The sequence below is a fragment of the Streptomyces sp. NPDC007917 genome (assembly GCF_042959105.1).
In the GTDB taxonomy this organism is placed as follows: Bacteria; Actinomycetota; Actinomycetes; order Streptomycetales; family Streptomycetaceae; genus Streptomyces.
Window position 1 is genome coordinate 114,418 of sequence record NZ_JBIBKK010000027.1, and the last position, 25,997, is coordinate 140,414.

Here is a 25,997-nt window from a genome sequence, read left to right on the forward strand (position 1 = left end):
AACTCTCAAGCGAGAGCAGCACCGAACCACGTGGGCAGGTGGCCGAGCAGGTCCTGCTGGTCGTCGCCCGCCCATGCCACGTGGCCGTCCGGCCGCAGCAGCACGGCGGGCACGTCCAGTTCCTCGCTGACATCGACGACGTGGTCGACCCGGTCCGCCCAGCCCGCCACCGAGAGCCGGCCGGTCTGGTCCAGCAGCAGTCCTCGCCCGCCGTGCATCAGCTCGTAGAGGCGCCCGCGCTTCAGCGCCACGTCCCGCATCCGCCGACCGAGCAGTTCATGACCCTCGCCGACGTCGTAGCGGACCCCGATCGCGATGATCTTCTCGATCAGGTGGCGGTTCACGTCCTCGAAGTCCATGAGTTCGGACAGCAGCCGCCGTACCGCCTGCGGCCCCGGCTCCGTGGACATCAGCTCCGCCTGCGCACGGGTGTTGTCCAGCACATCGGCGGCCACGGGGTGCCGCTCGCTGTGATAACTGTCCAGCAGCCCCTCCGGCGCCCAGCCGCCCACCTCGGCGGCCAGCTTCCAGCCGAGGTTGAACGCGTCCTGGATGCCGAGATTGAGGCCCTGCCCGCCCATCGGCGGATGGATGTGCGCCGCGTCACCAGCCAGCAGCACCCGGCCGGTCCGGTAGCGCTCGGCCAGCCGGGTGCCATCGCCGAAGCGGGACAGCCAGCGCGGTGAGTGCACACCGAAATCGGTGCCCGCGTACGCCCGCAACTGTCGCTTGAACTCCTCAAGAGTCGGCAGGACGGAGCGGTCCTCGGCCACCTTCTCGGCAGGCACAACGACGCGGTACACATCGTCCCCGAAAGGCCCGACACCGAACCTCAACTGGGTCTTGCGGACTTCGGCCACCACGGCGGCCACCGTCTCCTGTGGCACAGCCACCCCCATCTCGCCCACCAGCGTGTCGGCCCTGGAGGGCTCGCCGGGAAACCCGACGCCGAGCAGCCTCCGCACCGTGCTGCGGCCACCGTCGCAACCGACGAGGTAGCGCGAGCGCAGGGACGCGCCGCCGGCCAGTTCGACCGTCACCCCGTGCTCGTCCTGGCTCAGCCCCACCACCTCGCAGTCCCGCCGGATCTGGGCCCCCAACTCGGTGGCACGCTCGGCCAGCAGGCGCTCGGTCACGGGCTGCCGGATACCGAGGACGTACGGATGCGTGGTGTCCAGCCGACTGGGCGACGGCTTGGTGATACCGGCGAAGAAACCCCCGAGCGGGTGCTGCTTGCCGTGAGCCAGGAACCGCTTCAGCAGCCCGCGCTGGTCCATCACCTCGATGCTGCGCACATGCAGTCCGAGCGAACGGACATACGCGGGCGGCTCCGCCTCCTTCTCCAGCACCAGCACGCGCACGCCGTGCAGCCGCAACTCGCAGGCCAGCATCAAGCCGGTCGGCCCGCCACCGGCGATGATCACGTCAATCACAAAAATCCCCCATGCCACGAAATGGAACGTCGGCGTTCTGGCCTCGGCGGAGGATTCTGCGCCACGACCGGGGCCTTGCCGCAAGGCCCCCAGTGCGCTATAGGTTGAAAGTGGCGGGGAGAGTGTTCTCCTCGCCTTTTGTTGTTAGTTTGATCGGCATGGATCAGGACCGGGTGTTGGAGGCGTTCCGCGTCGAAGCGGCGGAGCTCACCAAGGCGGTTGCCGGGCTGCCCGAGGCCGAGTGGGATCGGCCAACGCGGTGTGAGCCCTGGTCCGTTCGCGAGCTGCTGGGGCATGTACGGATAGTGATCGCCTGGCTGCCGCAGATGCTGGACAGCCCGGCTCCGGACAGCGCCGAGGTCACTGCGGTGGAGTATTACCGGCCCGACGACCGCTTCAGCCCGCAGACGAACACCGCCCGCATCGACCTGGCCCGCAACCACGCGGCAGAGTGCGCCAACGGCGCCGCTCTCGCCGACGATTTCGCCGCGACGTGGCAGCGGGTGGACCGGTTGTGCCGGGACCAACCGGACAACCGTGTCGTCAGGACGCGCCACGGCGACGCGATGCTGCTCTCGGAGTTCCTGATCACCCGGGTGGTGGAGGTCGCGGTTCACGGCCTGGATGTGGCTGAGGCGCTGGGATGCGAACCGTGGCTGACCGCGGAGGCCGGGATGGTTGTGCGTGAGCTTCTGCTCGGGTCCGGCCACCAGTTGGAAGCGGTACGTGAACTGGGCTGGGACGAGCCGACCTTCCTGCACAAGGCCACCGGTCGCGCGGCGCTCAACGCGACGGAGGCCGCACAGGTCGAGCGGCTCGGTATCCAGTGGCTCACGCTGGGCTGACGCCGCCCCGGTGCGGGCCCCGCGTCAGCGGTGGCCCACGCCGTACTGGGTCAACTCCTCGACACTCCCCAGCTGCGCGGTGAACGCGGCCACGGGCTCCAAACGCTCCACGCGGGTGCCGGTTCCCGGGTGCCGGGAAATCAGCCCGCCCAGCTCCAGGCGCTTCAACGCCCGCCGCAGCGTTTCGCGCGAGACACGGTACTCGGCGGCCAACTCGGACTCGGTGGGCAGCAACTCCCCCACGGGCCACTTTCCGGCGGCGATCTTGTTCATGAGGTCGCCGGCGATCACCACGTATCGCGGCTCACCCACGAAGAACTCCTTGCCTGCTCACGGAAATCCTAGAACACCGTCACCGCGGGCCCCCGAATGCAGGGCCCGCGGCGGCGCCGTCTCGGACTCACCGCACAGTCGGGCTGCGTAGCTTGAGAATGTGTCGCGGTGAGCGGAACGGCACGGTCTTCCTGCGAGCTTCAGCAGCACTGTCGGGTGAGTCACCGACCGCTCGCCGCAAGGAGGGCGGTGTAGGCACCTTCGGCAGCACGGCCGGCAGCAGTACCACTGGGCGTGTAAGCGAAGAAGGAGTCAGTGGTCCCATGGTGGATGATGCGACCGTTATTGAGGACCGTGACGTGGTTGGCTTCCTCAGCCAGATCGGCAACATCATGAGTGGACATGAGCACCGTCACTTCACCGCTGAGGGAACTGAGAATATCTCGGAACACCCGGCGCTGCTTGGGGTCCATTCCGGCGGTGGGCTCGTCCAGAAGAAGAACCTGCGCGCCATGGACGAGCGCGCCGGCCACGCCGACACGCTGCAACTGCCCGCCGGACAAGCGGGATGTTTTCGTACCGGCTTCTGCGGTGAGTTCCACACGAGCCAGAGCCTCACGGGCCTGGGACCAGGCGTTTGCGCGGCTCATGCCTTTGAGCCAGCCCACGTACGCAACATATTCCCGAGCGGTCAGAGTGGGCATGGGGATGATGCTCTGGGGCATCCACGCCACGGCCCGGCGGTACACCTTGGTCCGGGACGGAAGCCGGCCGAGGGTAACAGTGCCCGAGCGTGGATGGGCAACGGCGGCGGCGAGTTTGAGGAGCGTCGATTTTCCGGCCCCGTTGGGTCCCAGAAGGATGGTCAGTCCACGCTCGGGTAGTTCATAACTGAGATCTTTGAGTACGGGCTTGTGCCAGCGTCGGTACGCGTAGGTACAGGAGTCCAAACGGAGGGTCACGTTGTGTTCCTCGGGGAGCGCAGGAGGCTGGCCAGACCGATAGTGAATGCCACCACGGCTATCGCAGTGGCGTGCGCGGCACCAGCGGGTTCAGGGAGAATCGCCCAGGGATAGGAGTCTTGGGGTGTGCGGTAGCCGACGAAAAGCACGGCGAGCAGCCAGGCGACGGGCATCATGACAGCTTTTTGCCCGACCAGCGGGCGGGCGCAGAGCATGAGGCCGGTCAGAAAGAGCGCGTTACGCCCGGCGGTCGGCTGCCCCAGAGCATATGCGGTGCAAACACAGGTGGATACCACAGTCAGCGCCAACCCCGCGTCAAGGAGTGGCACATGCCGGGTACTGGCGAGTTCCGGCGCAGGAAGACGCGCCTCAAGGCAGGCCATCACGCCCACTGTGATCGCCACAGGGACGAACAACATCACGCGTGTGCCGGCAGTACTGCCTGCGGTGAACGTCGGTAGCACCATCGTGCGATCGCCGACGACAGCGACAAGCACGGTGAAGAGGATGATCGTCGTCGGCGCAAGGATGTGAGCACGCCGGACCTTCAGCCACCAGTTCATGGCGTTCTACCGCATGCGGTCGCCCTCGCGCGAGCTGCCCAATCGGCCTGCTCGCGAGGCGGCAAAGACCGGACTCGTTTCACCTCGGCGCGAACCCGATCAGTGTTGGAGGATTCATTATCGAATTCCTCACGGCTCGCCCGCCATTGCTTCCGGTAGGCCTTCTCTTCGCCTGTGACGGTAGCTGCCCACCACAGCACCTCTCGGCGCTTGGTCGGGTCGGGCATGCTACAGGGGAAGCTCATGGCTGCGTTCACGAGACGGTACCGGACGTTGCCGTCCTCAAGCCCGCGCGTGAAATTCACTCGCCATTCGCGAGGTGTGGATCGCCTGGGGGTACGCCCGTCGCCCAGCGTGTCGGTGATCGTGTCAGGCGATAGGGGCACACCGGTGGCCCGTAGATCCTTCAGTACGGACTCGACGTCTCTCCTGACAGTCTGGAGGTGAGCCGCGTTGACGGTTGGCATACAGACCGCCGGTGCCGCACCCGAGCACCGCATGGGCGCCGCTCCGCCGACGACCGGCTCGGTCGGCCCCCAACCATTGACGATGTTACGGGCGGTCGCGGTACCAGCGGCCGCCACGGCCACGGCGAGCAGGACTCGCAGGCCGATCGATCTCATCGGCGTCCACAGCAGCATGGCAGCCACCGCAAGAGAGCCGGTGAACAACGCATGCGGGACCAGGGTTCTCACCGGAGCGACTTCACCGAACATGAGGGGCTCGAAAAACTGACCCGACACATGGCGGTACCAAAAAGAAGACGAGGTGACAGAGAACGAGACGCTCCCCCACACTGTCACGGCCAGCAAAGGCGCGGCGATCAGGTGTGGCACGTACAGTCCGACCGCGAACCCGATCACGGCGTGAGCTAAGCACAGCAGTAGGCCGAGAAAAAACGGCCGAAGACTGCGGAGATCCGGCAGAACCCCCTCGTCGACCAAACCGAGAACGGTCGGCAGAACCAACATGAGCCAGGACAGGGTGAGCACTGGGCCGAGAATGTTGAGCGCGACTCGATAGCGGGAGCGAGCCGGGGCCAGACTCCAGATTCCCGCCTTCTTGAGGCGACTGCTTTCCCAAGCCGCGAGCGCCGAGGCAATCGCATAGGCGAATGCGTATACGGGAGCCAGAGCATCGGCCACGACAGAAGGGGCCCACTTGTAGTAGTCGTCGAGCGGGGCCTCTCTGGCGACGGCATAGTAGAAAAGAGTCAGGCCGATGGCGAACGGCGCTGCCCACAGTGCGCTGGTGGTGCGCAGGCTGGTGAGGAGTTTCACGGGTTGTCTCCGGCCTGGTCTGGCGGGGTGAACGAGTGCGGATGAACGTGGAGAGGCGCCCGGCCGAGGCGCCCCTCCACGCGACGCTCAGTCGGCCAACATCTAATCCGCGGCAGTGGTGTCGACGATGACAGTATCGGCGCTCATACGGAGGCTTGTGCCCCCGCTGTCGTCTATCGCGGCGATTGAGAAGTAGTAATTCCTGTGCGGAAGGTCGTGCCACTGCCCTACGCTGCTGTAGTCGTAGTCATCCCAGCCGAAACAGTCGGTGAACCGCTTGTCATCAAATCCCACATCGGGCTGGTAGTCCCGCACATACCACAGCTTGACGTGAGTGCTCTCGCTCTTCCAGTTCGTCTTGCATAACTGGAATTCGACCTCACTGAACGACTCGTCCTCCCAACGCCGAGATTCGAACCCAACACCGACGGTGTCCAGGGTGCTGTGCCAGTTGGCGTGCGCATTGGGCGCTAAAGCCAGAAGCGCTACGGAAGCAAACCCAGCAACCGTCGCAAAGCGCCTTTTGTTGAACATGACTACCCCCCCAGGTTTTTGTCACGACAGATCCCTTGAAGCAGTGATCGATCGCGCAGCCTACAGACAGCATGTTCGAACGTCAATCACAGACCGTAATCATCTGATCGGTTAACGTGTCCGGAAACTGCCTCCGCCTCACCCTGCGGCCGCGCCGCCCCTCCGCGAGTCGGGCGGCTCGATCCCAGATCGATACTGGTCGGAGCCACTTGCCAGCGGGGCCCCCAAAAGCGCGAGGTGACGCTCGCCTCAAGCAGTCAGAGGCCGCCCGTCCTGAACCTGGCATCTTGGCCGAAAATTCACGGAGCAGAACTGAAAGGCGATGGGGCAGACGCCGGCCTCGCCTCACCACCAATAGCGGGCGTTCGCCGCAACGGCGACAGCCGTCAGGGAGCGTCGTGGCGCAGGCGGCGGTCTGCCATCACGGCGCCGACGAGGAGCTTGCCGCGCACCTCGGTGCGGTGGCCGGTGGCGGTGGACACCCGCCATCGACTATCTGCGTAGCGGTGAGCTCCTCGTTGTTTTACGTCTCCTTGAGCCACCGACGCAACCAGCTCTGAGCAGATCCTGCTGGTCTTCGCCAGCCGGACATCAGCTCATAGAGGCGACCCTGCTTCAGTGTCACGTCACGCCTCCGCCGACCGAGCAGTTCATGCCCCTCGCCGAAGTCGTAGCGGATCCCGATCGCGACGATCTTCTCAATCAGGTAGCGATTCACGTCCTCGAAGGCCATCAGATCCGACAGCAGTCGGCGTACTGCCTGCGGACCCGGCTCGGGGACATCAGCTCCGTCTGCGCGTGTCCTGGATGCGAGGTTGAGGCCCTGTCCGCCCATCGGCGGGTGGATGTGCGCCGCGTCGCAGGCCAGCAGCACGGCCGGTCCGATAGCGCTCGGCCAGCCGGGTGGAGTAGCCGAAGCGGGACAGCCAGCGCGGTGACCTCATCGCCAGCGAGCTGGCCACCAACGCCGTACACCACGGCCGCGCGCCCGGGCGGGACTTCCACGTACGCCTGATCGCACCGCCCGCCAACCACGGCGCCGTGATCCGGATCGAGGTGTCGGACACCCCGGCCGAGAAGCTGCCCGCGCTCACCACGGCCGGGCCGGACGCCGAGACCGGCCGTGGCCTGTACCTCGTCTCCCAGCTCGCCGAGCGCCGGGCCGTCTCGCCCCGGCCCGGCGGCGCACCTGGGAAAACCGTCTGGGCCGAGATCTCGATCGGCACGAAACCGTCGGACTCCTGCTGACAGCTCGGTTTGCGGTGAGTATGAGACAACGACACGCCATGGCGTCGGCGTGTCGTTGTCTCATACTCACCGCAAATCGATCCGGCGTCCGGGTCGCGCAACAGCCGCTCCGTGGCGATCGCATGCTGACGCACGCGAGGGTCGGAGTCCGTCATCGCGGTGCGCAGGGTCGGCATGATCACGTCACCGAGCGCGATCAGCGCCCGGCTGAGGCTGAGCTGCGTCTCCCGCTCGCCGCGCCCGAGCTGTGTCGCCAACACCCCGGCCAACTCGGCCTCTCCGCCTTCGGGCACGAGGACGACCGCTGTTCGCCAGGCGGTCCGCGCCACCTCGTCGTCGGGGTCGGTCAGGAGCGTCCGGGTGATCGCCGGCCACGCCTGCCGGTCCGCGATCTTGGACAGCGTGTGCAACGCCTGGCTTCGTGCCTGCGCACGCTCCGAGCGGAGTTCGTCGATGAGCTTGGGGACCGTCAGCGATGACGCGTGGCGGGTGAGGGCCCACGTCAGCATTTCCCGCACGTGGAACTCGGGCTCGATCGCGCATCGTTCGATGAGCGTGTCGATGAACTGGGAATCCGGGTTCGTGCCGACCGCCGGCGTCGCCTGCAGCCGCACTGACGGGCTGCTGTTCTCCAGTCCCCGGAGAGCGCGCATCGTGTTCCAAGGTCAAGCGGCGGCATGGGATCACGGGGTCACACAGCTCGGTGGAGTGCTTTGCACTGCGCCGGGCTGAGGCGGTCCGGTCTCGGGACGAGGGTGTACGTCCGGGGGCCGACGGTCCTCAGGGCGAGGGGATCGGCGATGGCCGGTTGCCGTCGGATCGTGTCCAGGGCGGCGGTGGCGCGGTCTTCGGGCCAGTCGAGCGCGGTGGCCAGCGTGCCGAGGGTGAGGGGTCGATCGGCGTGCACGAGGGCGGCCAGCACGGTCAGCGCGTCGTGTACGGCGGCCTCGGCGAGGGTGCTGCCGTTCATCTGCTCGCTGAGCCAGGCGAAGAACCGGCCCATCGTGCCGAGTCGGGTGCCGGCGGTGGTGTCGGCGCCGAAGATCTCGATGCCACGCTGTGCGGCGGTCGCGATCTCGGAGTGTGCGCCGGTGTCGGCCTGCCAGGCCCGGAGCCAGGCGTCGTCGTCGATGGTGTACCGCTCGCGGCGCCCGCCGGGATCCGGCCGGCGTACCACCAGTTCCATGGCTTCGAGGGAGCCGATGGACTTGGACACCGACGCGGGGCTGACCTGTAGCCGGCGCACCAGGTCGGCCGCCGTCAGGCCGTCGGCGTCAGCGGTGAGCAGGCAGACGAACACCCGGGAGGTCATCCGGGGCAGGCCGGTCGCGGCCAGCAGCGTCGCGAACTGGTCCATGAAGCCGCGTACCCTCTCGGCCGGTTGCTCGTCGGTCGCCGGCTCGGCGGGCCGGGCGGGCTTCTGCCTGCGGGCCCGGTGGTCGGAGACCCGCTGCGCGTGGTCGGCGGCATAGTCGCCGGAGGCGCTGTTGCGTGCGACCTCGCGGCTGATCGTGGATGTCGGCCGACCGAGCCGTCGGCCGATCTCGGCGTATCCGAGCCCTTCGGCCAGCCACGCCGCGATCCTCCGGCGGTCCTCGTGGGTCAGCCTGCCTCCTGGCACCGATGCGACTCCTTTCTTTGCGTTCAACAACAGTACATTGCAACGACTTGATTGAGGAAGTTGCATTCATTCGCATCCTTGTTGCAACGATCCTGGTTATGAAGGGATTTCCGCACCGATTCCGTTGACTCGAACAGAAACGCAACGTAGCTTTTCCTCACCTGGAAAGTGAGGACCCCATGATGTACGTGATGGCCGTGTCGACGGTCTCGGACGACGGCAAGTTCTGGAGCGGGCTGAAGAAGGCACACGCGAACCTCCCCAAAGGCGCCACGTGGAAGCTGGCGATCGCGAGCAAGGACGGGGCCACGGCGGTGAACGTCATCACCCATGACTCCCTCGACGTTGTCCGGGACTTCTTCGAGGCATACGCCGGCCCCTACGCCACGACGGAGTACCGCGAAGCGGACGCCGCGAACGCGGTCGGTCTCCCGCGATGACGCTCGACGTACCGCGCATCCGGGCCCGGATCGCGGAACTCCTGGCGGAGTACGCGGTTCCGAGCGCCGCGATCGGCGTGCTCCACGGCGGAGAGCTGACCGAACTCGCCGTCGGCGTCAAGGACGTGGAAACGCGGGAACCCGCGACGACGGACACCGTCTACCAGTGCGGCTCCATGACCAAGACATGGACCGCACTGGCCTTCATGCAACTCGTCGACGAGGGAAAAGTCGACCTCGACGAGCCGGTGCGCAGCTACCTGCCCGGCTTCGCCGTGGCCGATCCCGAGGCAAGCGCGGAAGTCACCCCGCGCCATCTGCTTCACCACACCAGCGGTATCGAGGAAGCCTACGGCGACCCCGGCGAAGGCGACGACGTCTACGCGCGCATGGTCGAGAACATCGCCGACGCGCCCCAGGTCTTTCCGCCGGGCCGCACCCACGGGTACAGCGCGGCACTGGGGTACGCGATTCTCGCGCGGATCCTGGAGGTGCACGACGGTGCGCGCTGGGACGACGTCATGCGCCGCCGCCTCTTCGAACCCATGGGCCTGACCAGCACGAACAGTTGGCAGGAACAGGTGGACGAGGCGCGCGCCGCGACCGGGCACCTGCTCCGTTCCCTGGACGAGGGCCCCATCGTCACACCGGTGCGCCACCTGCCCCGCGCATTCGGCCCCGGCGGAAACGTCACCTCGACCACCCGGGAGGTGCTCGCCATGGCGCACCTCCTCCTCAACGACGGCACGGCGCCCAGCGGAAAGCGCATCGTCTCGGCCGAGAGTGTTCGGGAAATGCTGCGGTCGCGGGTGCCCGTGCCGGACCCCCACATGTTCGGGCCGGCGTGGGCACTCGGCCTCATCGTGTGTGACTGGCACGGCGAGACCGTCTACGCGACCGACGGCAGCACGATCGGCCAGAACGCCCGGCTACGGCTCCTGCCGGACTCGGACACCGCCATCACGATGCTGACCAACGGCGGACCGAGGGAGAGCTTCTACCGCGAGGTGTTCAACGAGATCCTGACCGACCTCGGCACGGTCACCATCCCGGACCTGCCCGCACCGGACCCGGCGCTGAACCTCGACCTGACCAGGTACCAAGGCGTCTACGGGCGCCCCGGCACACGCTATGAGGTGTCAGCCGACGGCGGAAGGCCGTACCTGACCCTGGTCCTCGATCCGATGCAGGCCGAGTTCCTCCAGAAGCCGGACCGCATCAGATATGAGCTGCTTCCGGTGAGCGAGACCCATTTCCTGATGCCGCCGACGGATCCGTTGGAGGACACCCAGACGGTCGCGATCTACGACTTCGCGAACGGCGCCGCCCAATACCTCCACACCAACTGCCGGGTGCACCCACGGCAAAGCTGACCACGCCCGCGCGGTAGCGCCGGGCGGTCAGGGCGCGTCGGCGGCTTCGGGCTCGGGCTCGGGATCCGGCTCGGGCTCTGCGGACTGCGGGGCAGGCGCGCGGGACGGCCGGGGGCGGGAGCGGGAGACGGCCACGCCGGCGAGGCACAGCACACCGCCGAGCAGGGTCAGCCAGACGGGCACCTCGTCGAGGAACGCCCAGCTCAGCAGGACCACGATGGCCGGGACGGCGTAGGTCGTGGCGCCCAGCCGGCTGGCGGGCATGCGGGCGAGGGCGTAGGTCCAGGTGGTGAAGGCGAGGGCGGTGGGCACCACACCGAGGTAGAGCATGTTGAGCGTCGCGGAGGCCGGGGCCTTCGGGAGCTCGGTGGCCAGTTGCCCGGCGAAGGGGAGGCAGGCCACCGTGCCGACCAGGCAGCCGTACGCCGTGATCTGGAGCGGAGTCCCGTACGCGAGCGCGGGCTTCTGGGCGACCACGCCGGTCGCGTACGCCAGCGCCGCGAGGAGGCACAGCGCTACGCCGAGCACCGAGGTGCCGCCCTCGTGTCCGGAGGAACCCGAAGACTGCGACAGGCCGACCACCACCGCCCCGCCGAACGACACCGCCATCCCGGCGAGCAGCCGCGGCGGCAGCGCCTCGCCGAGCAGCCGCGCCGCCAGGAGGGCCATCAGGATCGGCCCGACGTTGACCAGGAGGGCCGCCGTACCGGCGTCGACCAGGCGCTCGCCCCAGTTCAAGGCGACCATGTAACCGCCGAACCAGACGACGCCCGAGACGAGGATGCCGCGCCGGGCGCCCCGGGGCGGCAGTCCCTCGCGGCGTATCGCCACCAGGGTGAACAGCACCAGCGAGGCGGCCAGCAACCGGCCGAGTGCGAGCGCGCCCGGGGAGTAGGCGGCGCCCGCGCTGCGGATGGAGACGAAGGCGGACGCCCAGGCGAGCACGGAGAAGGTGGCGGCGCCGGCCGTGAGGACGCCGGGAGAGGCGAGGCGGGAACTCATGCGGGCAGCCTAAGGTGTCTACATTTTGGTGTCCACCGAAATATTCGGCTGTGAAAAAGTTGTATCGGGTCACTGCCAGGCGCCGGGGGTGAGCCCCAGGAGCTCGCCGAAGGCCGCCTCCCCGTCGTCGGTCACCCGCAGCGCCCGCCCACCCTCTTCCGTCCGCGCCACCCACTCCCGGCGCAACGCCACGCCACACAGCCGGGCACCGGCCACCCCGCCCAGATGGCGGCGGCGCTCGGTCCAGTCCAGACAGGAGCTCGCGACCGGCCGGCGGCCCCCGTGAGCCAGGTCGACGCCCACCCGGGCGCACCACTCCTCCCCCGCTTCGGTCAGCTCGAACGCCCCCTCCGTGTCCAGCAGTCCGCGCCTGACCATGGCGTCGGTGACCGCCATGCCGAGCCGCCCCGCGAAGTGGTCGTAGCAGGTCCGCGCGCGGGCCAGCGGGTCGGACGAGGCGACGACCGGCTCCGTGTACGGCGCGTCCCGGCCGGGGACGGCGTGTGAGGCGAGGGAGTCGACGAGGCGCGCGGTCTCCGCGTCGGCGATCCGTACGTACGTATGGCGGCCCTGCCGTTCGGTCGCACAGATCCCGGCGTCCAGCAGGCGGGTCAGGTGCCCGCTCGCGGTGGAGGGCGTCACCCCGGTGATCCGGGCCAGTTCGCCCGCGCTCCACGCGCGTCCTTCGAGCAAGGCCATGCAGATCGCGGCCCGGGTCTCGTCGGCCATGGCGCCGGCGAGGGCGGCGAGGCGGGCGGCGGGCGGAGGGGAATCGGTCACACCCCCATCATGCCCCAACATTTCGGCGCATGCCGAAGCTTCACCCGGTCACGCGCCCGGACAGGGCCTAGCAACGAGGAGATCCTTCGAGTTCGGCCAGGGCGAGCTCGAAGATGCGCTGCTCGTCCTCGGTCACCGGCAGCTCCCACCTCCCGGCCTCCTTGGCACCCTCCAGCCATTCGTGAATGATCACCTCGATGATGTCCGGCACCCCCGTACCCAACAGCATCTCGACCAACGGCCAGGCGTGCGTCGTGACGGGAAACCTCGCCACCCGGTAAGCCGCCCTCGCTTCCTGCCATATCTTCCGCGCCGCCTCCGGGCCCTCGACCTGGGCCGCGTCGTGCAGCAGGCGGCACCAGCCGATGTCGATGCGGTCCACGCACCCGCTGAACTCACTGTCCCAAAGGCTGATTTCGGCGACCTCGCGGAACAACACGAGCGCCGCGGCCCGCTCGCCGGCGGAGTAGAGCTCGTGCGCCTGCCCCAGCTTCGCGTCCAGCCGACCCCGCGGCGTCGCCCCGTGCTCGGCCACATAGGCGTCCATCTCCGCGAGGTGGTCGCTGAGCTCGGCTGCGACGCTCCCTATGTGCTCGGCATACCGCCACAGCTCACAGGTCTCGTCCTCGTCGATGCCGTGGGCTTCGGCTTCCCGCAGCAGCGCGACGGCCCGGTCGCTGTCCTCGTCCATCTGGTCCGGGTCCGTGCCGTCGTCCAGGGAGTCCAGCCAGCCGTACGCTCCGGCGAGCGCCAGGGCACCTCGTACGTTCTCGTCCACGCCCGCGGTCGCCAGGTACGCCTCCACGGCTGACGCGACATGGGACCAGTCCGCGTCGTCGGTCAGCTCCGCGGCAGGGGTGAAGAAGGCGGTGAATTCCGGCGGCAGCCTTGCGGAGGTGATCAGGCTGGTGACGCTGGCGGGCACCGACGGCAGATCCATGATTCTCCCTCAACTCGGTCGATCAACGAGAGGCTGCGGTTGTAGACGCAGCGTCAAGCAAGAGGAGACGCCGCGTCAAAGACACCCGAGGCTTCTCCCACGAGCATTGACGGCGTTGGCCGAAGCACCGCACACGGAGGAGCAGCATGAACCGCATGAGAACGAGACTCGGCGTCGTCCTCGGTACGGCCGCCGTGTTCGCCGGCACCGCGCTCGTCAGTGCCGAGCCGGCGGCGGCCATCCCCTCCCTGGACGAGTTCTCTCTGACCCCCACGTGGCCGGACTACGGCCGCAACGTCATGGTCACTCTGTCCGGAGGCATCGACGCGGGATACGCGGAGTGGCGCCAGGACCCCGGCAACGGCTACCCCGGTGACGCGATGCGCGCGCACGACCGCAACGCGGACGGCTACGGGATCGAGGCCACCCTCACCTACGACAACCGGAAGGCCACGACTCGGGGTCACAACGCGCCCTACGACAGCCCCTGGGCGACGGGAAACCTGCCGGAGGACCGGAAGTACGTCATGCGCGTATGCGTGGTGCGGGGAACCGCTGAGAAGTGCGTCGACGTCCAGGTCACCTCCTGAGCCCGCTGGGCCTCAGCAGCACTGCCAGGTGAACATGGCCCTCTCGAAGCGGCCCGCGGCGAGGTCATCGGGGCGGATCAGCCAGTACAGCGCGCCGGCGTCGCCCCACATCATGTCCGCGTCGTCGTCGGAGTCGAGCTGCGCGAGCAGCACCCACCCCTCCGCCTCCTTCTCGATCCGCGGGTCCTCCCAGGGCACCTCGCCACCCAGGGCGCCATGGGCCACCACGATCTCCACGGCGGTCTGGACGGACTGGGCGTGGCCGCCGATCTGATGCGCGGCACCGCTCTGGTGCTTCCACACCGCCCGCTTGAACGCGTCCGGAAGCTCGTCCTCACCGAACGCGGCGGTCAGCGCGAGCGAGTCGAAGTCGGGCGCGCTCGGGCCCGTACGGACGGTCAGCGGCACCTCGGGAAACGGGGTGAGCCCCGCCGGCGCGGGCCGCTCGGGCGCGGTCGCGGACTCGGGCGGGAGGTGGAGGACGCGGGCACCGGCCCAGGTGTCCGGGTCGGCGGTGTCGACCAGCGCGTCGTCGTCCTCGTCGCCGTAGTAGAAGAAGGCGAGCCGGCCCTCGGCGGGCAGCGGTATGTCCAGCGCCTCCCGGGGCAGCGCGGCGCAGTCGACCGCCGCGACGAACGGCAGCGGCCCGTGCCCCTCCCACACCGGCCATTCCACGCCCTCGGGCAGCCGGGGCAGTCCGCCGAGCCGGCCGACGACCGGATCGGCGGGCTCGGCCTTCCGCAGGTGGGCGGCCGGGCGCAGCAGCGCGATCCAGCGGTCGGCGAGGTCGGGGGGCAGATGGGTGCGGGCCAGGGCGTGCAGCGGGTCAGGCGCGGTGGTCATACGGGCCATGATGGCGGGCGGGTCCGACAGGGGACGTACGGGGGTCGTGGCGGGCGCCGCACATCATGAGCCGTTTCTCAGGACACGGCCTTCGCCCAGGTGAACGACGATGCGTGGCTGCCCTTCCAGCCACCTCGGCAGGTGGCTGAACCTGTTGTCGTCCAACCGGAGCGAGGTGAGGGCCGGGAGGTCCCCCAGCCACGCGGGCAGGTCGGTGAATTCGTTGTCGCCCAGGTCAAGGCTGGTGAGCGCGGTGAGGTTGCCCATGGACGCCGGAAGTTCGGTCAGCCCATTGCCACGGAGACTGAGACTCGTCAGCGCCGTGAGGCCGCCCAGCGTTTCGGGCAGCGCCGTGAGCCGGTTGTCGCCGAGATTGATTCCTGTCAGCTTCGTAAGGTTTCCGACCCATGGGGGCAACTCGGTCAGTTCGTTCCGGTCGAGGTTCAGCCATCGGAGGGCGGTGAGCCTGCCCAGCTCCGTGGGCAGCCCGGTGAGTCGGTTGCCGCCCAGCAGGAGATGGGTGAGGCCGGCGAGATCTCCGAGCGATGCGGGCAACTGGGCGAGGCGGTTGAAATCCAGGTCGAGTCGGGTGAGGGCGGTCAGATTTCCCAGTGCCGCGGGGATCTCGACGAGCCGGTTGCCGGACAGATTGAGCTCGTCGAGGGCGGTGAGATCGCCCAATGAGCCCGGCACGGTGGAGATGCGATTGCTGCCGGCGTCGAGGCTCGTGAGGTTTTTCAAGCCGCCGAGGAACTCGGGGAGCTCGATGAGCTGGTTGTCACGGAGGTCGAGGTCGGTGAGTCCGGTCAGCTGTCGTACCCATGCGGGTAGCCGCGCGAGCCAGTTTCCGCTGAGGACGAGTTCGGTGAGCGCGCTGAGGTTGCCCAGCGACGCGGGGAGCGCCTCGAGCCGGTTGTCGCTGAGGGAGAGGTACGTGAGGCCGGTCAGGTCGCCCAGGAAATCGGGCACCTCGGAGAACGTGCCGTCGCCGAGGTCGAGTCGGGTCAGCGTGGTGGCCTCGGCCAGCGACGCGGGGACGACGGGCAGCGACAGATGGCCGAGCTCCAGGGACGTGCCGCCGTCGTCGATCACCTGGGCGATGAGTTCCTCCGCCTCCTCCAGGGCGAACGCGTCATCGTCGTCGTCCATCTCGAACGGTTCGTCCTCGAACGGTTCGTCGCACTCGGCCATGGGCGATCCCCCGGAACGGGCTGCTGCGACAGGAAGATCGAATTCTGCCGGGCCGAACCGCGGCCCGCCACCAGTTGCTCCGTGATGGGGATCGAGACGCAGGTCAAGGAACCGTAAAGCGGGGACGTTCGTTACCCCGGGCATGACCGCTATGACTCCCGGCTCGAACCTCCCCCTGCCCGTCGCGCGCGTGGCAGTGGACGTCACCGCCCCCGTGCGGCTGGACGTGTCGGGCCTGCTCCTCACCGCCAACGGCAAAGTGCGCTCCGATGACGACTTCGTCTTCTACAACCAGCCCGCCGGCCCCGGCGTGACCCACCGCGCCGGGGCGGGTGGGGCGGGTGACACGATCACCGTCGACACCGCCGCCGTGCCGGGCGACATCGAGAAGATCGTGGTGACCGCGAGCCTGGACGCGCCCGGGGCGACGTTCTCGGGCACCGAGCCGACGGCCACCGTGCGCGGTGCGGACGACGGCGCCGTGATCGCGACGTTCACCCCGCCCCGGCTGGGCGCCGAGACCGCGCTCGTGGTCGTCGAGGTGTACCGGCGCAATGGCGCGTGGAAGGTGCGCGCGGTCGGGCAGGGGTATGCCAACGGGCTGGCGGGCATCGCCACCGACTTCGGTGTGACGGTGGAGGAGCCCGCCGCGCCCGCGGCCCCCGCCCCCGCGGCCGTCCAGGCGCCGCCGCCCGCCGGCCCGCCCGCCGGTTTCCAGCCCCCGCCCATGCCCGCGGCCCCGCCGCCCGCTGCCCCGCCGGCCGCTCCTGCGGCCGCCGCCCCGGCGGCCGGCAGCGGGAAGATCAACCTCGACAAGGGCCGCGTCAGTCTGCAGAAGAACCAGACGGTCTCGCTGGTCAAGGGCGGTCGGCCGCTGCAGAGTTCGGTCAAGATGGGCCTGGGCTGGGAGCCCGCCTTCCGCAGCAAGGACATCGACCTCGACGCGTCCGTGATCGCCTTCGGTGTGGACCGCAAGAAGATCGACGCCTGCTTCTTCGGCAAGCTCTCGATTCTGGGCGGCGCGATCCAGCACTCCGGCGACAACCTCACCGGCGAGGGCGGTGGCGACGACGAGACGATCACGGTCCACCTCGGCGGGCTGCCGCCGGAGGTCACCGGCCTGGTCTTCACGGTCAACTCCTTCTCCGGCCAGAAGTTCACCGATGTCGCGAAGGCCTACTGCCGCCTTCTGGACGCGGGGACGGGCGAGGAGCTGGTCCGCTTCGACCTGACCCACTCCGAGCCGCGCACGGGCGTGATGATGGCCAAGTTCATCAGGCAGTTCTCGGGTGAGTGGGAGATGACCGCGATGGGCGAGTACGTGGACTCCCGTACGGTCCGCGGGATGGTCAAGCCCGCCGGCAAGGCCCTCTGATCAAGGCCGGGCCGCCAGCACCCGGGCCCCGGCGCCCGGGGGCCCGGGCCGGACCGCCGACGAGGGAGGAAGGTCGACGCCCCGGCCTGGGCCGTCCCGTAGCCCGTACAACGAGCGGAGGGGGCAGAGGTGTCGCAGAAGACGCGGGCCGCCCCCGCGCCTGGCGCGGGGGCGGCCCGGGGCCTGGGGGAGATCAGCCGCGGGGGCGCTGGCGGCGCCAGGGGCCGGTGATGGCCAGCATGATGCCGGGAGTCTGGATGTTGGCGTAGAGGGTGCGCCCGTCGGGCGAGAAGCAGACGCCCGTGAACTCGCTGTACTCCGGCTCCTCCGCCGTGCCGATGTTGAGTTCGTTGCGCGCGATCGGGTACGTACGGCCGTCGTCCGTGGCGCCGAACAGGTGCTGGACGCCCTCGCCGTCCTCGGCGATGACCAGACCGCCGTACGGCGAGACGGTGATGTTGTCGGGGCCGTCGAAGGCGCCGTCCTTGGAGGGGTCGGGGTTGACGCCGAGCAGCACCTTCAGGGTCAGGGTGCGCCGCTTGGGGTCGTAGAACCAGACCTGGCCGTCGTGCGCGACCGGGCTCTCCTCACGGGCGTACGAGGAGACGATGTACGCGCCCCCGTCGCCCCACCACATGCCCTCCAGCTTGCGGGCCCGGGTGATCTGGCCGACGTCGAACTGCTTGCGCACCGAAACCGACTTCGCGTCGCGGTCGGGCACATCCACCCAGTCGACGCCGTAGACCGTGCCGGTCTTGGTCGCGCGCGACAGGTCGTCGACGAAGTTGCCGCCGGAGTCGAAGCACTTGGGGGCCTGCAGCACACCGGCGTCGTCGGCGAGGGTGCGCAGCTTGCCGCGCCCGTGCTCGAAGCCGCGCGGCGGGACCCAGCGGTAGAAGAGGCCGTTCGGGCCGGAGGCGTCCTCGGTCAGATAGAGGTGGCCGCGCTTGGGGTCGACGACGACCGCCTCATGGGCGTACCGCCCCAGCGCCTTGATCGGCTTGGGGTCGCGGTTGGCCCGGCGGTCGTGCGGGTCGACCTCGAAGACATAGCCGTGGTCCTTGGTCATGCCGTTCTTGCCGGCCTTGTCCTCGGTCTCCTCGCAGGTCAGCCAGGTGTTCCACGGGGTGCTGCCGCCCGCGCAGTTGGTGGAGGTGCCCGCGATGCCGACCCACTCGGTGATGTGGTCGCCGTGCTTGGAGACCTCGACGACGGTGCAGCCGCCGGAGGCCGCCGGGTCGTAGACCAGGCCCTCGGTCAGCGGCACGGGGTGCGGCCAGTCGGCCCGCGGGCCCTTCAGCTCGTGGTTGTTGACGAGCAGCGTGGCACCGCGGGTGCCCTCGAAGGTGGCGGTGCCGTCGTGGTTGGAGGGGGTGGACTCGCCGGACTCCAGCTTGGTCTCGCCGGTGCGGGTGATGATCCGGTAGCTGAAGCCGGCGGGGAGCGCGAGGATGCCCTTCGGGTCGGCGACGAGCGGGCCGTAGCCGAGCCGGGAGCCGCCGCGCTCGGCCGCGTCGGTGGTCAGGTCCTCGGCCGGCTCGGCGGCGAGGGCGCCGGGGGCGGTGGCGAGCACCCCGGCGCTGCCGACGAGGGCGACGCCGGTGTACGCGGAACTCTTCGCGAAGTCTCTTCGGGTGAGCGGCATCTTCATCTCCTGAATGGCCAGATCTGTCCACCGACTGCGGGCCTACGCTCCCGCTCCTGGCCGAACAACAGTTGAACTGGACGCGACATCGGCGGTTCGATTGGCGCCCGGCGGTTGAACCTCCGCCCCGGCCCGCGCCGGTCCGCTTCAGCTCCGTCAGACGCGTGAGCGCGCCTTGAAGGCCGCCTTCCGCGCCTCCTTGGCCGCCTTCTTGTCCGGATGCAGCCGCCCCATCGCCTCCAGCACCTCGGCGGTCGCCGGGTGGTCCACCCGCCACGCCACCTCGAAGAAGGACCCGGACCGCTCGACGAGGCCGCGCACCAGCTCCCGCAGCTCGGCGGAGTCGCCGTCCGCGGCGAGCTGGGCCGCGATGGTGTCCACCGTCAGCCAGAACACCATCTCCTCGGACGGCTCCGGGACGTCGGGCATCGCGTGTTCGGCCAGCCACACCCGGGCCAGGCCGCCCAGGTGCCGGTCGTCCAGCACCTCGCGCAGCGCGGGCTCGGCCGCGGCGCCGACCAGCGAGAGCGTCTGCTGACAGGCCAGGCGGCGCAGCGGCGCGCCCGTGTCGTCGCCGCGCGCCGCGGCCAGCAGCTCCCGGGCGGCCTCGTCGGGCGTACGGCGGGCCAGCCACTGCTCGGCCTCGGCGCGCGCGGCGGGCTCCGGGTGGCCGGGCAGGGCGTCCAGCAGGACCTCCGCGCCCTTGTCGGCCAGGTCGCCGACGGCCGGGGCGTCGATACCGGCGTCCAGCATCCGGTTGCGCACGCCGAAGACGCCGAGCGGGGTGAGCCTGACCATGCCGTAGCGGGAGATGTCCTCCTCGTCGGGGCCGAGGGACGATCCGGCGGTCTCGGGGAAGCGGCCCTCGCCGTCGACCTCCTCGATCAGCGCCTCGTCCACCGGCTGGTACTCGACCAGGCCGGTCGGCTCCAGCATCCGGAACTGGTCGTCGAGGCGGACCATCGCCTCGGAGATCTCCTCGAGGATGTCGTCGGTGGGCTCCTCCATGTCCTCGGGGACGATCATGGCGGCGGCGAGCGCGGGCAGCGGCACGGCGCGGCCGGCGTCCTCCTCGTCCTGGGCGGTCAGCAGATACAGATTGCCCAGCACCCCGTCCAGGAAGTCGGCTTCCTCCTCGGGGTTCCAGTCGATCGCGTCGAGGTCGATCTCGCCTTCGTCGTCGATCTGGTCGACGATCTCGGCGAGGTCGGGGGCCGCCGCGTCGGCGAGTACGGTCTCGAAGCCGCCGAGCCAGATGTCCAGGACGTCGCGCGGGCTGCCCTCGGTGATCAGCCGCAGCTCCTCGCCGGGGGTGGCGATCCCCGTGGCCGCGTCCTCGTCGAAGTCCCCGCCGTCCGCCCCGTGGGCGCCCTCAGCCGTCGGCGCGGGCTCCTGGACCTCGATCAGTCCGGTGTCGACGGCCAGCTGCCAGGCCTCCGCCGCGTACCCCGGGCCGTCCTCGTCGGCGCCGAGCCCCAGGTGCTCGGCCGCCGCCCGCAGGTCGGGCTCGGTCAGTACGCCGCCCGCCGCGACCGGCCGGTGGGGCCCGGCCCAGCGGGCGAGCCGCACCGCGCGGGCCAGCAGCGGGGCGGTCAGCGCGTCCCGGGCGAGTTCGGCCTCGGAGCGAAGCCGCACGGGCGGCAGGGTGGGGCGGTCTCCGGGCATCGGCGGGCTCATCTCCTCGGGAGCGGATGACGTCGGACGGAGTCGGACGACGTCGAATGAAACTGTTGGCTTGGGAGGGGTCGCGGCGCTGCGGGCGCGACCGGTCCCAGCCTAGACGGAAGGTGGGGCGGTTTCGTCCCGATGTGCCGTCAAGGGGACGTCGGCCTGCGATTTCGGCCATCGGCCCGGCATACGACGGGAGCGGCTGACGCCATGGGCGCCGGAGCACGCCCGGCGCCGTGGCCGCACCCGGTTCACGCCTCCGACCCCGGCGGTACACCAGCCGTCCCTTGACAACTGCCCTGGCGAGGAAAGACATTGACGCGCGTAGAGGCTTGTTCACCTCTGGTCATCCGGTCACTCCTCATCGGAGGCTCCACCATGTCCCCACGCGCCCTGCGCGGACCCGCCGCCGTCACCGCCGTCGTCGCCTCCGCGCTCGCGGCCGGGCTGCTCGCCGCCCCGCAGCCGGCGGCCGCCGCCGAGATCCGGATCCATGACATCCAGGGCAGCACCCGAATATCCCCGTTCTCGGGCAAGCAGGTGTCCGAGGTCCCCGGCACGGTCACGGCGATCCGCGCCTTCGGCTCCTCGCGCGGCTTCTGGTTCCAGGACCCGCGCCCCGACCGGGACCGGGCCACCAGCGAGGCGATCTTCGTCTACACCGGTTCGACGACCCCGTCGGTCGCCGTCGGGGACGCGGTACGGGTCTCCGGTACGGTCAGCGAGTACTACCCGGGCGGCGCGGACGCCGGGCTGCAGTCGGTCACCGAGCTGACCAGGGCGACCTGGACGGTCGAGTCCTCGGGCAACGCGCTGCCCGCCGCCTTCGCGCTCACCCCCTCCACCGTCCCCGACCGCTACGCCCCCGACGCGGCGGCGGGCAGCAGCGGCAATATTGAAGGGTTGCCGCTGCACCCGAACTCCTACGCCCTGGACCGCTATGAGTCCCTGGAGGGCATGCGCGTCTCGGTCAAGGACGCCCCGGTCGTGGGCGCGACCAGCGCGTTCAACGAGCTGTGGGTCACCGCCGAGCCCGGCCGTGCCCGGACCGCGCGCGGCGGGGTGCTCTACAGCTCCTACCGCGACCCGAACGCCGGCCGGGTCAAGGTCGCCTCCCTCATCCCGTTCGCCCAACGCCCCTTCCCCGTCGCCGATGTGGGTGACCGGCTGACCGGCACCACCGCCGGGCCGCTGGACTACGACAACTTCGGCGGCTACGAGATCCAGGCCACCGCGCTCGGCGAACTCGCGGACGGGAACCTGGCCCGGGAGACCACTCGCGGGCAGAAGGCCGACGAGCTGTCCATCGCCACGTACAACGTGGAGAACCTGTCCCCCAAGACCGCGCAGGCGAAGTTCGACCGGCTCGCCTCGGGGCTGGTGCACAACCTCGCCTCCCCCGACATCGTCGCCCTGGAGGAGGTCCAGGACGACAACGGCCCGACGAACGACGCGGTCACCGCCGCCGGGGCCACGCTGAAGAAGCTCACCGACGCGATCAAGGCGGCGGGCGGCCCCGCGTACGAGTGGCGGCAGATCGACCCGGCCGACGACCAGGACGGCGGGCAGCCGGGCGGCAACATCCGGGTCGCCTTCCTCTTCAACCCCGAGCGGGTCTCGTTCACCGATGTCGCGGGCGGGGACGCCACCACCGCGGTGCGGGTGACGGACGACGGCGGCAAGGCGGGCCTGTCGGCCTCGCCCGGCCGTATCGACCCCGAGAACCCGGTCTGGAAGGACAGCCGCAAGCCGCTGGTCGGGCAGTTCTCCTTCCGCGGCCGCCCGGTCTTCGTGATCGCCAACCACTTCAACTCCAAGGGCGGCGACCAGGGCCTGGACAGCCGCTTCCAGCCCCCGGCCCGCGGCTCGGAGACCCAGCGCACCGGGCAGGCCGAGGCGGTCAACACCTTCGTCAAGAAGCTGCTGGCCGTGGACCCGCGGGCCCGCGTCGTCGTCGCGGGCGACCTCAACGACTACCAGTTCTCGCCCGCGCTGGCCGATCTCACCGCCGGCGGGGTGCTCACCGACCTGGTCACCGGGCTACCGAAGGACGAGCGCTACGGCTATGTCTACAACGGCAACTCGCAGGTCCTCGACCACATCCTCACCAGCCGCGCCGTGCGCCGCCCGGACTACGACATCGTGCACATCAACGCGGAGTTCGCGGACCAGTCCAGCGACCACGACCCGCAGATCGTGCGACTGAAGCCTTAGCGCCGCTGAACGGTCGGACCAGCACAATTAAATAGACCTGTACCCCGAAGGGGCCCAGAATCCAGCGCAGGAACCCCCTGTCCCGTCCCTCCTGCCGCACGGAGCGTGCACGCCATGTCCCTGGGCCCCTTCGGCCGTACCGCCGCCGCCATGATCACCCCGTTCACCGAGGACGGCGCCCTCGACCTCGACGGCGCCCAGCGCCTGGCCGGCCACCTGGTGGACCGGGGCGGCTGCGACGGAATCGTGGTCAGCGGCACCACCGGCGAGTCCCCGACCACCTCCGACGCCGAGAAGGAGGCGCTGCTGCGGGCGGTCGTGGAGGCCGTCGGCGACCGGGCCCGGATCACCGCCGGGGTAGGCACCAGCGACACCCGGCACACCGTGGAGCTGGCCCGCGCGGCCGAAAAGGCCGGGGCCCACGGGCTGCTGGTCGTCACCCCGTACTACAGCCGCCCGCCCCAGGACGCCGTGGCGGAGCACTTCCGCACGGTCGCGGACGCGGTCGGGCTCCCCGTGATGCTGTACGACATCCCCGCCCGCACCGGCACCGAACTCGCCGCCGACACCCTGCTGCGGCTCGCCGAACACCCGCGCGTCACGGCCGTCAAGGACAGCGCGTACGACCTGCTGAAGGCGGCCAGGGTGATGGCGGCCAGCGGGCTCGCCTACTTCTCCGGCTGCGATGAGCTGAATCTGCCGCTGCGGGCCATCGGCGGCGCCGGCTACGTCAGCGTCGTGGCCAACGTCGCCGGTCAGCAGGTGCGCGCGGTGCTCGACGCGCACGACGCGGGAGATCCGGGCGAGGCCGCCCGGCGCCATCTGGCCCTCACCCCGCTCGTCGAGCGGATGATGGCCGCCGGCGCCCCGGGGGTGGCCACCACCAAGGCGCTGCTCGGCGCGCTCGGGCTGCCCGCAGGCCCGGTCCGGGCCCCGCTGCTCCCCGCCGGCAAGGAGCTGACCGACGGGCTGCTGGCCGCGTACGGCGAGGTGGCGGGCGGCGAGGCGGGGGCGGCGGGTGGCGAGGCGGGGGCGGGCGGCCTCTGACCGGGCCGCCCGCCCCCGGCGCCCGCGGCTCAGTTGTGGCTGTGCAGTGCCTCGTTGAGGCCGCCCCACGAGCCGCTGCGCGGCAGCGCCTCGACCGCGCCGGTGGTGGAGTTGCGGCGGAAGAGGAGGTTGTTGACGCCGGACAGCTCCAGCGCCTTGTGGATCGTGCCGTCCGGCAGGGAGACCCGGGTGCCCGCGGTCACATACAGGCCCGCCTCGACGATGCAGTCGTCGCCGAGCGAGATGCCGATGCCCGCCTCGGCGCCCAGCAGGCAGCGCTCGCCGATGGAGACGGTCTGCTTGCCGCCGCCGGAGAGCGTGCCCATGATCGACGCGCCGCCGCCGATGTCCGAGCCGTCGCCGACCACGACGCCCGCGCTGATCCGGCCCTCGACCATGGAGGTGCCCAGCGTCCCGGCGTTGAAGTTGACGAAGCCCTCGTGCATGACGGTCGTCCCGGAGGCCAGGTGGGCGCCGAGCCGGACCCGGTCGGCGTCGCCGATGCGCACCCCGGCGGGGATCACGTAGTCGGTCATCCGCGGGAACTTGTCCACGCTGGTCACCGACAGCTGCAGCCCCTCGGCGCGGGCCGCGAGGCGGGCCCGCTCGACCTGGTCGACGGGGACGGGGCCGAGCGAGGTCCAGGCCACGTTGGCCAGCAGCCCGAACTGGCCGTCCAGGTTCACGCCGTGCGGCTTGACCAGGCGGTGGCTGAGCAGGTGCAGCCGCAGATAGACGTCGTGCGCGTCGAGCGGCTTGTCGTCGAGGGAGCCGATGACCGTACGGACGGCCACGACCTCGACCCCGCGGCGCGGGTCAGGACCCACGGCCTTCAGGACGGTGTCGCCCAGCAGCTCGGCGGCGCGCTCGTCGCTCAGCCGCTCGGTCCCGGCCGGGCCGGGCTCGGCGGCCAGCTCGGGGGCCGGGAACCAGGTGTCGAGAACGGTGCCGTCCTCGGCGAGGGTGGCGAGACCGGCGGCGGCTGCGCCGGTGCGGGTGGTGCTGGTGGTGATGGCTGCGTCGGTCATGGTCAGAACGCTAACCGGAGGCGGCCCCGGGAGGCGAACCGGTCTCAGGGGGCGGTCCCGGGCGGCCCGCCGGTGCCGTCCGCGCCCATGATCCGCGCCAGTGCCGCGCGAGTGCTCTCCCGGTCGTACGGGCGGTCCGCCAGCAGCACCTGCAGGGTCAGCCCGTCGATCAGGGCCACCACCGCGCGCGCCGTGGCGGCGTCGGGCACCAGGCGCGCCAGCATCCGGGCCATCTCGTCCAGGCACTCGGCGGCGAGCGGCCGCAGCCCCTCATGGCGCAGCGCGGCGAAGTACAGCTCGTACTCCAGCTCCAGCCGGGACCGGTCACCCGTGAGCAGTTCCTCCAGCCACCGGGCCAGCTCGTCGGCCGACGCCCCCTGATCGGCACTCTCCGCCCAGCGCTCCACCTCGCCCAGCCACCCGGCGTTGATCTGCCGGAGCGCGGCGACCAGCAGGTCGTCGAGGGTGGCGAAGTGGTACGTCGTCGAGCCCAGCGGCACATCGGCCGCGGCGGCCACGGCCCGGTGGCTGAGCCCCGCGATACCGCGCTCGCGGACCACGACGACCGCGGCGTCGATGATGCGCTGCCGCCGCTCGGGGTCGTAGCGGCGGGCCATCAGTGGGCCCCGCCGAGGTTGAGCACGATCACCCCGGCGATCACCAGCAGCACCCCGAGCACCTTGGCGGTGGTGGCGGCCTCGCCGAGGAAGAGCATTCCGATCGCGGCGATGACGGCCGTCCCGGCCCCGGCCCAGATGGCGTACGCGGTGCCCATCGAGACGGTCTTGAGCGTCTGCGCGAGCAGCGCGAAGGCGACCAGATAACCGGCAGCGGTGGCCAGCGATGGCCACAGCTTGCTGAAGCCCTCGCTGTACTTCATCGAGGTGGTGGCCAGGATCTCGGCGGTGATCGCACCGGCGAGCGTCAGATATCCCATGCGTACGAGTGTACACAACGATGCGTACGGCCGTACACAGCCAGCCTCCGAAACCGTCCCGAACACGCGAAAGGCCCCCGCGCGGCTTGGGTTCTAACGGTCCTCGCAACACCCGCGATCTGTGGGAGTTGCGAGGACCGTGGCCGTTGGACGCGATGATCTTGC

Annotated in this window: 25 protein-coding genes and 2 pseudogenes; 8 read left to right on the forward strand and 19 right to left on the reverse strand. The window is 70.1% G+C overall.

The genetic code is table 11. The annotated features are described in order from the left end of the window. Positions 1 to 5: 5 nt before the first annotated feature. A complete protein-coding gene (gene rox / locus ACFZDL_RS37340; protein ID WP_353595067.1) occupies positions 6 to 1,433 on the reverse strand; it encodes a rifampin monooxygenase in 1,428 nt (475 codons plus the stop codon). 158 nt (positions 1,434 to 1,591) lie between these two features. Between rox and ACFZDL_RS37345 the strand changes: the two genes are divergently transcribed. Beyond that, entirely contained in the window at positions 1,592 to 2,278 is a 687-nt protein-coding gene (locus ACFZDL_RS37345; protein ID WP_353595066.1) for a maleylpyruvate isomerase N-terminal domain-containing protein, read from the forward strand. 24 nt (positions 2,279 to 2,302) lie between these two features. Here the strand turns inward: ACFZDL_RS37345 and ACFZDL_RS37350 are convergent, their stop codons facing one another. The 6 genes and pseudogenes from ACFZDL_RS37350 to ACFZDL_RS37375 form a co-directional block, all read right to left on the reverse strand. After that, a complete protein-coding gene (locus ACFZDL_RS37350; RefSeq protein ID WP_353595064.1) occupies positions 2,303 to 2,590 on the reverse strand; it encodes a GntR family transcriptional regulator in 288 nt (95 codons plus the stop codon). 182 nt (positions 2,591 to 2,772) lie between these two features. Beyond that, on the reverse strand, positions 2,773 to 3,513 hold the full coding sequence (locus tag ACFZDL_RS37355; RefSeq protein ID WP_353595062.1) for an ATP-binding cassette domain-containing protein: 741 nt from the start codon (positions 3,511 to 3,513) through the stop codon (positions 2,773 to 2,775). Further along, entirely contained in the window at positions 3,510 to 4,076 is a 567-nt protein-coding gene (locus ACFZDL_RS37360) for a hypothetical protein (RefSeq protein WP_353595061.1), read from the reverse strand. The genes ACFZDL_RS37355 and ACFZDL_RS37360 overlap by 4 nt, the downstream gene beginning before the upstream one ends. Beyond that, positions 4,073 to 5,356, reverse strand: coding sequence for a hypothetical protein (locus tag ACFZDL_RS37365; RefSeq protein ID WP_353595060.1), 1,284 nt, complete (start codon positions 5,354 to 5,356; stop codon positions 4,073 to 4,075). Before ACFZDL_RS37365 ends, ACFZDL_RS37360 begins: the two co-directional genes overlap by 4 nt. A gap of 102 nt (positions 5,357 to 5,458) precedes the next feature. After that, entirely contained in the window at positions 5,459 to 5,890 is a 432-nt protein-coding gene (locus ACFZDL_RS37370; RefSeq protein ID WP_353595058.1) for a hypothetical protein, read from the reverse strand. Between the two features lie 577 nt (positions 5,891 to 6,467). After that, positions 6,468 to 6,855, reverse strand: a pseudogene (locus tag ACFZDL_RS37375) (FAD-dependent monooxygenase); the annotation flags it as partial. On the opposite strand from ACFZDL_RS37375, the gene ACFZDL_RS37380 reads away from it, so the two are divergent. Then, entirely contained in the window at positions 6,845 to 7,138 is a 294-nt protein-coding gene (locus ACFZDL_RS37380; protein WP_391193479.1) for an ATP-binding protein, read from the forward strand. The pseudogene ACFZDL_RS37375 and the gene ACFZDL_RS37380 sit on opposite strands and share 11 nt — an antisense overlap. Positions 7,139 to 7,218: 80 nt before the next feature. On the opposite strand, the pseudogene ACFZDL_RS37385 reads toward ACFZDL_RS37380, so the two are convergent. Further along, positions 7,219 to 7,791, reverse strand: a pseudogene (locus ACFZDL_RS37385) (HEAT repeat domain-containing protein); the annotation flags it as partial. Positions 7,792 to 7,829: 38 nt separating this feature from the next. After that, positions 7,830 to 8,759: a helix-turn-helix domain-containing protein gene (locus ACFZDL_RS37390; protein ID WP_353595056.1), complete on the reverse strand. Its 930-nt coding sequence runs from the start codon at positions 8,757 to 8,759 to the stop codon at positions 7,830 to 7,832. 191 nt (positions 8,760 to 8,950) lie between these two features. Between ACFZDL_RS37390 and ACFZDL_RS37395 the strand changes: the two genes are divergently transcribed. Continuing rightward, a complete protein-coding gene (locus ACFZDL_RS37395) occupies positions 8,951 to 9,199 on the forward strand; it encodes a hypothetical protein (RefSeq protein WP_353595054.1) in 249 nt (82 codons plus the stop codon). Beyond that, positions 9,196 to 10,572, forward strand: a complete 1,377-nt coding sequence (locus tag ACFZDL_RS37400; RefSeq protein ID WP_353595053.1) for a serine hydrolase domain-containing protein — start codon at positions 9,196 to 9,198, stop codon at positions 10,570 to 10,572. Before ACFZDL_RS37395 ends, ACFZDL_RS37400 begins: the two co-directional genes overlap by 4 nt. Positions 10,573 to 10,599: 27 nt before the next feature. Here the strand turns inward: ACFZDL_RS37400 and ACFZDL_RS37405 are convergent, their stop codons facing one another. The 3 genes from ACFZDL_RS37405 to ACFZDL_RS37415 form a co-directional block, all read right to left on the reverse strand. Further along, a complete protein-coding gene (locus tag ACFZDL_RS37405) occupies positions 10,600 to 11,574 on the reverse strand; it encodes a DMT family transporter (protein WP_353595051.1) in 975 nt (324 codons plus the stop codon). 69 nt (positions 11,575 to 11,643) lie between these two features. Continuing rightward, positions 11,644 to 12,375 (reverse strand): winged helix-turn-helix domain-containing protein, encoded by a 732-nt coding sequence (locus tag ACFZDL_RS37410; protein ID WP_353595050.1) that lies wholly within the window; start codon positions 12,373 to 12,375, stop codon positions 11,644 to 11,646. A 46-nt stretch (positions 12,376 to 12,421) separates the two neighbouring features. Continuing rightward, on the reverse strand, positions 12,422 to 13,294 hold the full coding sequence (locus ACFZDL_RS37415; protein WP_353595048.1) for a hypothetical protein: 873 nt from the start codon (positions 13,292 to 13,294) through the stop codon (positions 12,422 to 12,424). 155 nt (positions 13,295 to 13,449) lie between these two features. On the opposite strand from ACFZDL_RS37415, the gene ACFZDL_RS37420 reads away from it, so the two are divergent. Further along, positions 13,450 to 13,884, forward strand: a complete 435-nt coding sequence (locus ACFZDL_RS37420; RefSeq protein ID WP_353595046.1) for a hypothetical protein — start codon at positions 13,450 to 13,452, stop codon at positions 13,882 to 13,884. A gap of 12 nt (positions 13,885 to 13,896) precedes the next feature. Here ACFZDL_RS37420 and ACFZDL_RS37425 read toward each other — a convergent pair whose 3' ends face one another. Together ACFZDL_RS37425 and ACFZDL_RS37430 are read right to left on the reverse strand one after the other, a co-directional pair. Next, positions 13,897 to 14,727: a YwqG family protein gene (locus tag ACFZDL_RS37425; RefSeq protein ID WP_353595044.1), complete on the reverse strand. Its 831-nt coding sequence runs from the start codon at positions 14,725 to 14,727 to the stop codon at positions 13,897 to 13,899. 63 nt (positions 14,728 to 14,790) lie between these two features. Continuing rightward, positions 14,791 to 15,918, reverse strand: coding sequence for a leucine-rich repeat domain-containing protein (locus ACFZDL_RS37430; protein WP_353595043.1), 1,128 nt, complete (start codon positions 15,916 to 15,918; stop codon positions 14,791 to 14,793). A 151-nt stretch (positions 15,919 to 16,069) separates the two neighbouring features. On the opposite strand from ACFZDL_RS37430, the gene ACFZDL_RS37435 reads away from it, so the two are divergent. Then, the gene (locus ACFZDL_RS37435) at positions 16,070 to 17,293 is read left to right on the forward strand and encodes a TerD family protein (protein ID WP_353595166.1); all 1,224 of its coding nucleotides are present in this window, start codon (positions 16,070 to 16,072) and stop codon (positions 17,291 to 17,293) included. Between the two features lie 193 nt (positions 17,294 to 17,486). On the opposite strand, the gene ACFZDL_RS37440 is transcribed toward ACFZDL_RS37435, so the two are convergent. Both ACFZDL_RS37440 and ACFZDL_RS37445 read right to left on the reverse strand, forming a co-directional pair. Next, complete coding sequence (locus ACFZDL_RS37440) at positions 17,487 to 18,938, reverse strand: alkaline phosphatase PhoX (RefSeq protein ID WP_353595041.1); 1,452 nt, start codon at positions 18,936 to 18,938, stop codon at positions 17,487 to 17,489. Between the two features lie 156 nt (positions 18,939 to 19,094). Then, the gene (locus ACFZDL_RS37445; RefSeq protein ID WP_353595040.1) at positions 19,095 to 20,603 is read right to left on the reverse strand and encodes a hypothetical protein; all 1,509 of its coding nucleotides are present in this window, start codon (positions 20,601 to 20,603) and stop codon (positions 19,095 to 19,097) included. A 381-nt stretch (positions 20,604 to 20,984) separates the two neighbouring features. Between ACFZDL_RS37445 and ACFZDL_RS37450 the strand changes: the two genes are divergently transcribed. Both ACFZDL_RS37450 and dapA read left to right on the forward strand, forming a co-directional pair. Beyond that, positions 20,985 to 22,820, forward strand: coding sequence for an endonuclease/exonuclease/phosphatase family protein (locus ACFZDL_RS37450; RefSeq protein ID WP_353595038.1), 1,836 nt, complete (start codon positions 20,985 to 20,987; stop codon positions 22,818 to 22,820). A 114-nt stretch (positions 22,821 to 22,934) separates the two neighbouring features. Further along, positions 22,935 to 23,867: a 4-hydroxy-tetrahydrodipicolinate synthase gene (dapA, locus tag ACFZDL_RS37455; RefSeq protein WP_353595036.1), complete on the forward strand. Its 933-nt coding sequence runs from the start codon at positions 22,935 to 22,937 to the stop codon at positions 23,865 to 23,867. A 29-nt stretch (positions 23,868 to 23,896) separates the two neighbouring features. Here dapA and dapD read toward each other — a convergent pair whose 3' ends face one another. From dapD to ACFZDL_RS37470, 3 genes are read right to left on the reverse strand one after another with little or no spacing between them, the layout of a single operon-like run. Further along, a complete protein-coding gene (gene dapD, locus ACFZDL_RS37460; protein ID WP_353595035.1) occupies positions 23,897 to 24,895 on the reverse strand; it encodes a 2,3,4,5-tetrahydropyridine-2,6-dicarboxylate N-succinyltransferase in 999 nt (332 codons plus the stop codon). Between the two features lie 44 nt (positions 24,896 to 24,939). After that, positions 24,940 to 25,512 (reverse strand): TetR family transcriptional regulator, encoded by a 573-nt coding sequence (locus ACFZDL_RS37465; RefSeq protein WP_353595033.1) that lies wholly within the window; start codon positions 25,510 to 25,512, stop codon positions 24,940 to 24,942. Continuing rightward, positions 25,512 to 25,832: a multidrug efflux SMR transporter gene (locus ACFZDL_RS37470; protein WP_353595032.1), complete on the reverse strand. Its 321-nt coding sequence runs from the start codon at positions 25,830 to 25,832 to the stop codon at positions 25,512 to 25,514. Before ACFZDL_RS37470 ends, ACFZDL_RS37465 begins: the two co-directional genes overlap by 1 nt. Positions 25,833 to 25,997: the final 165 nt, after the last annotated feature.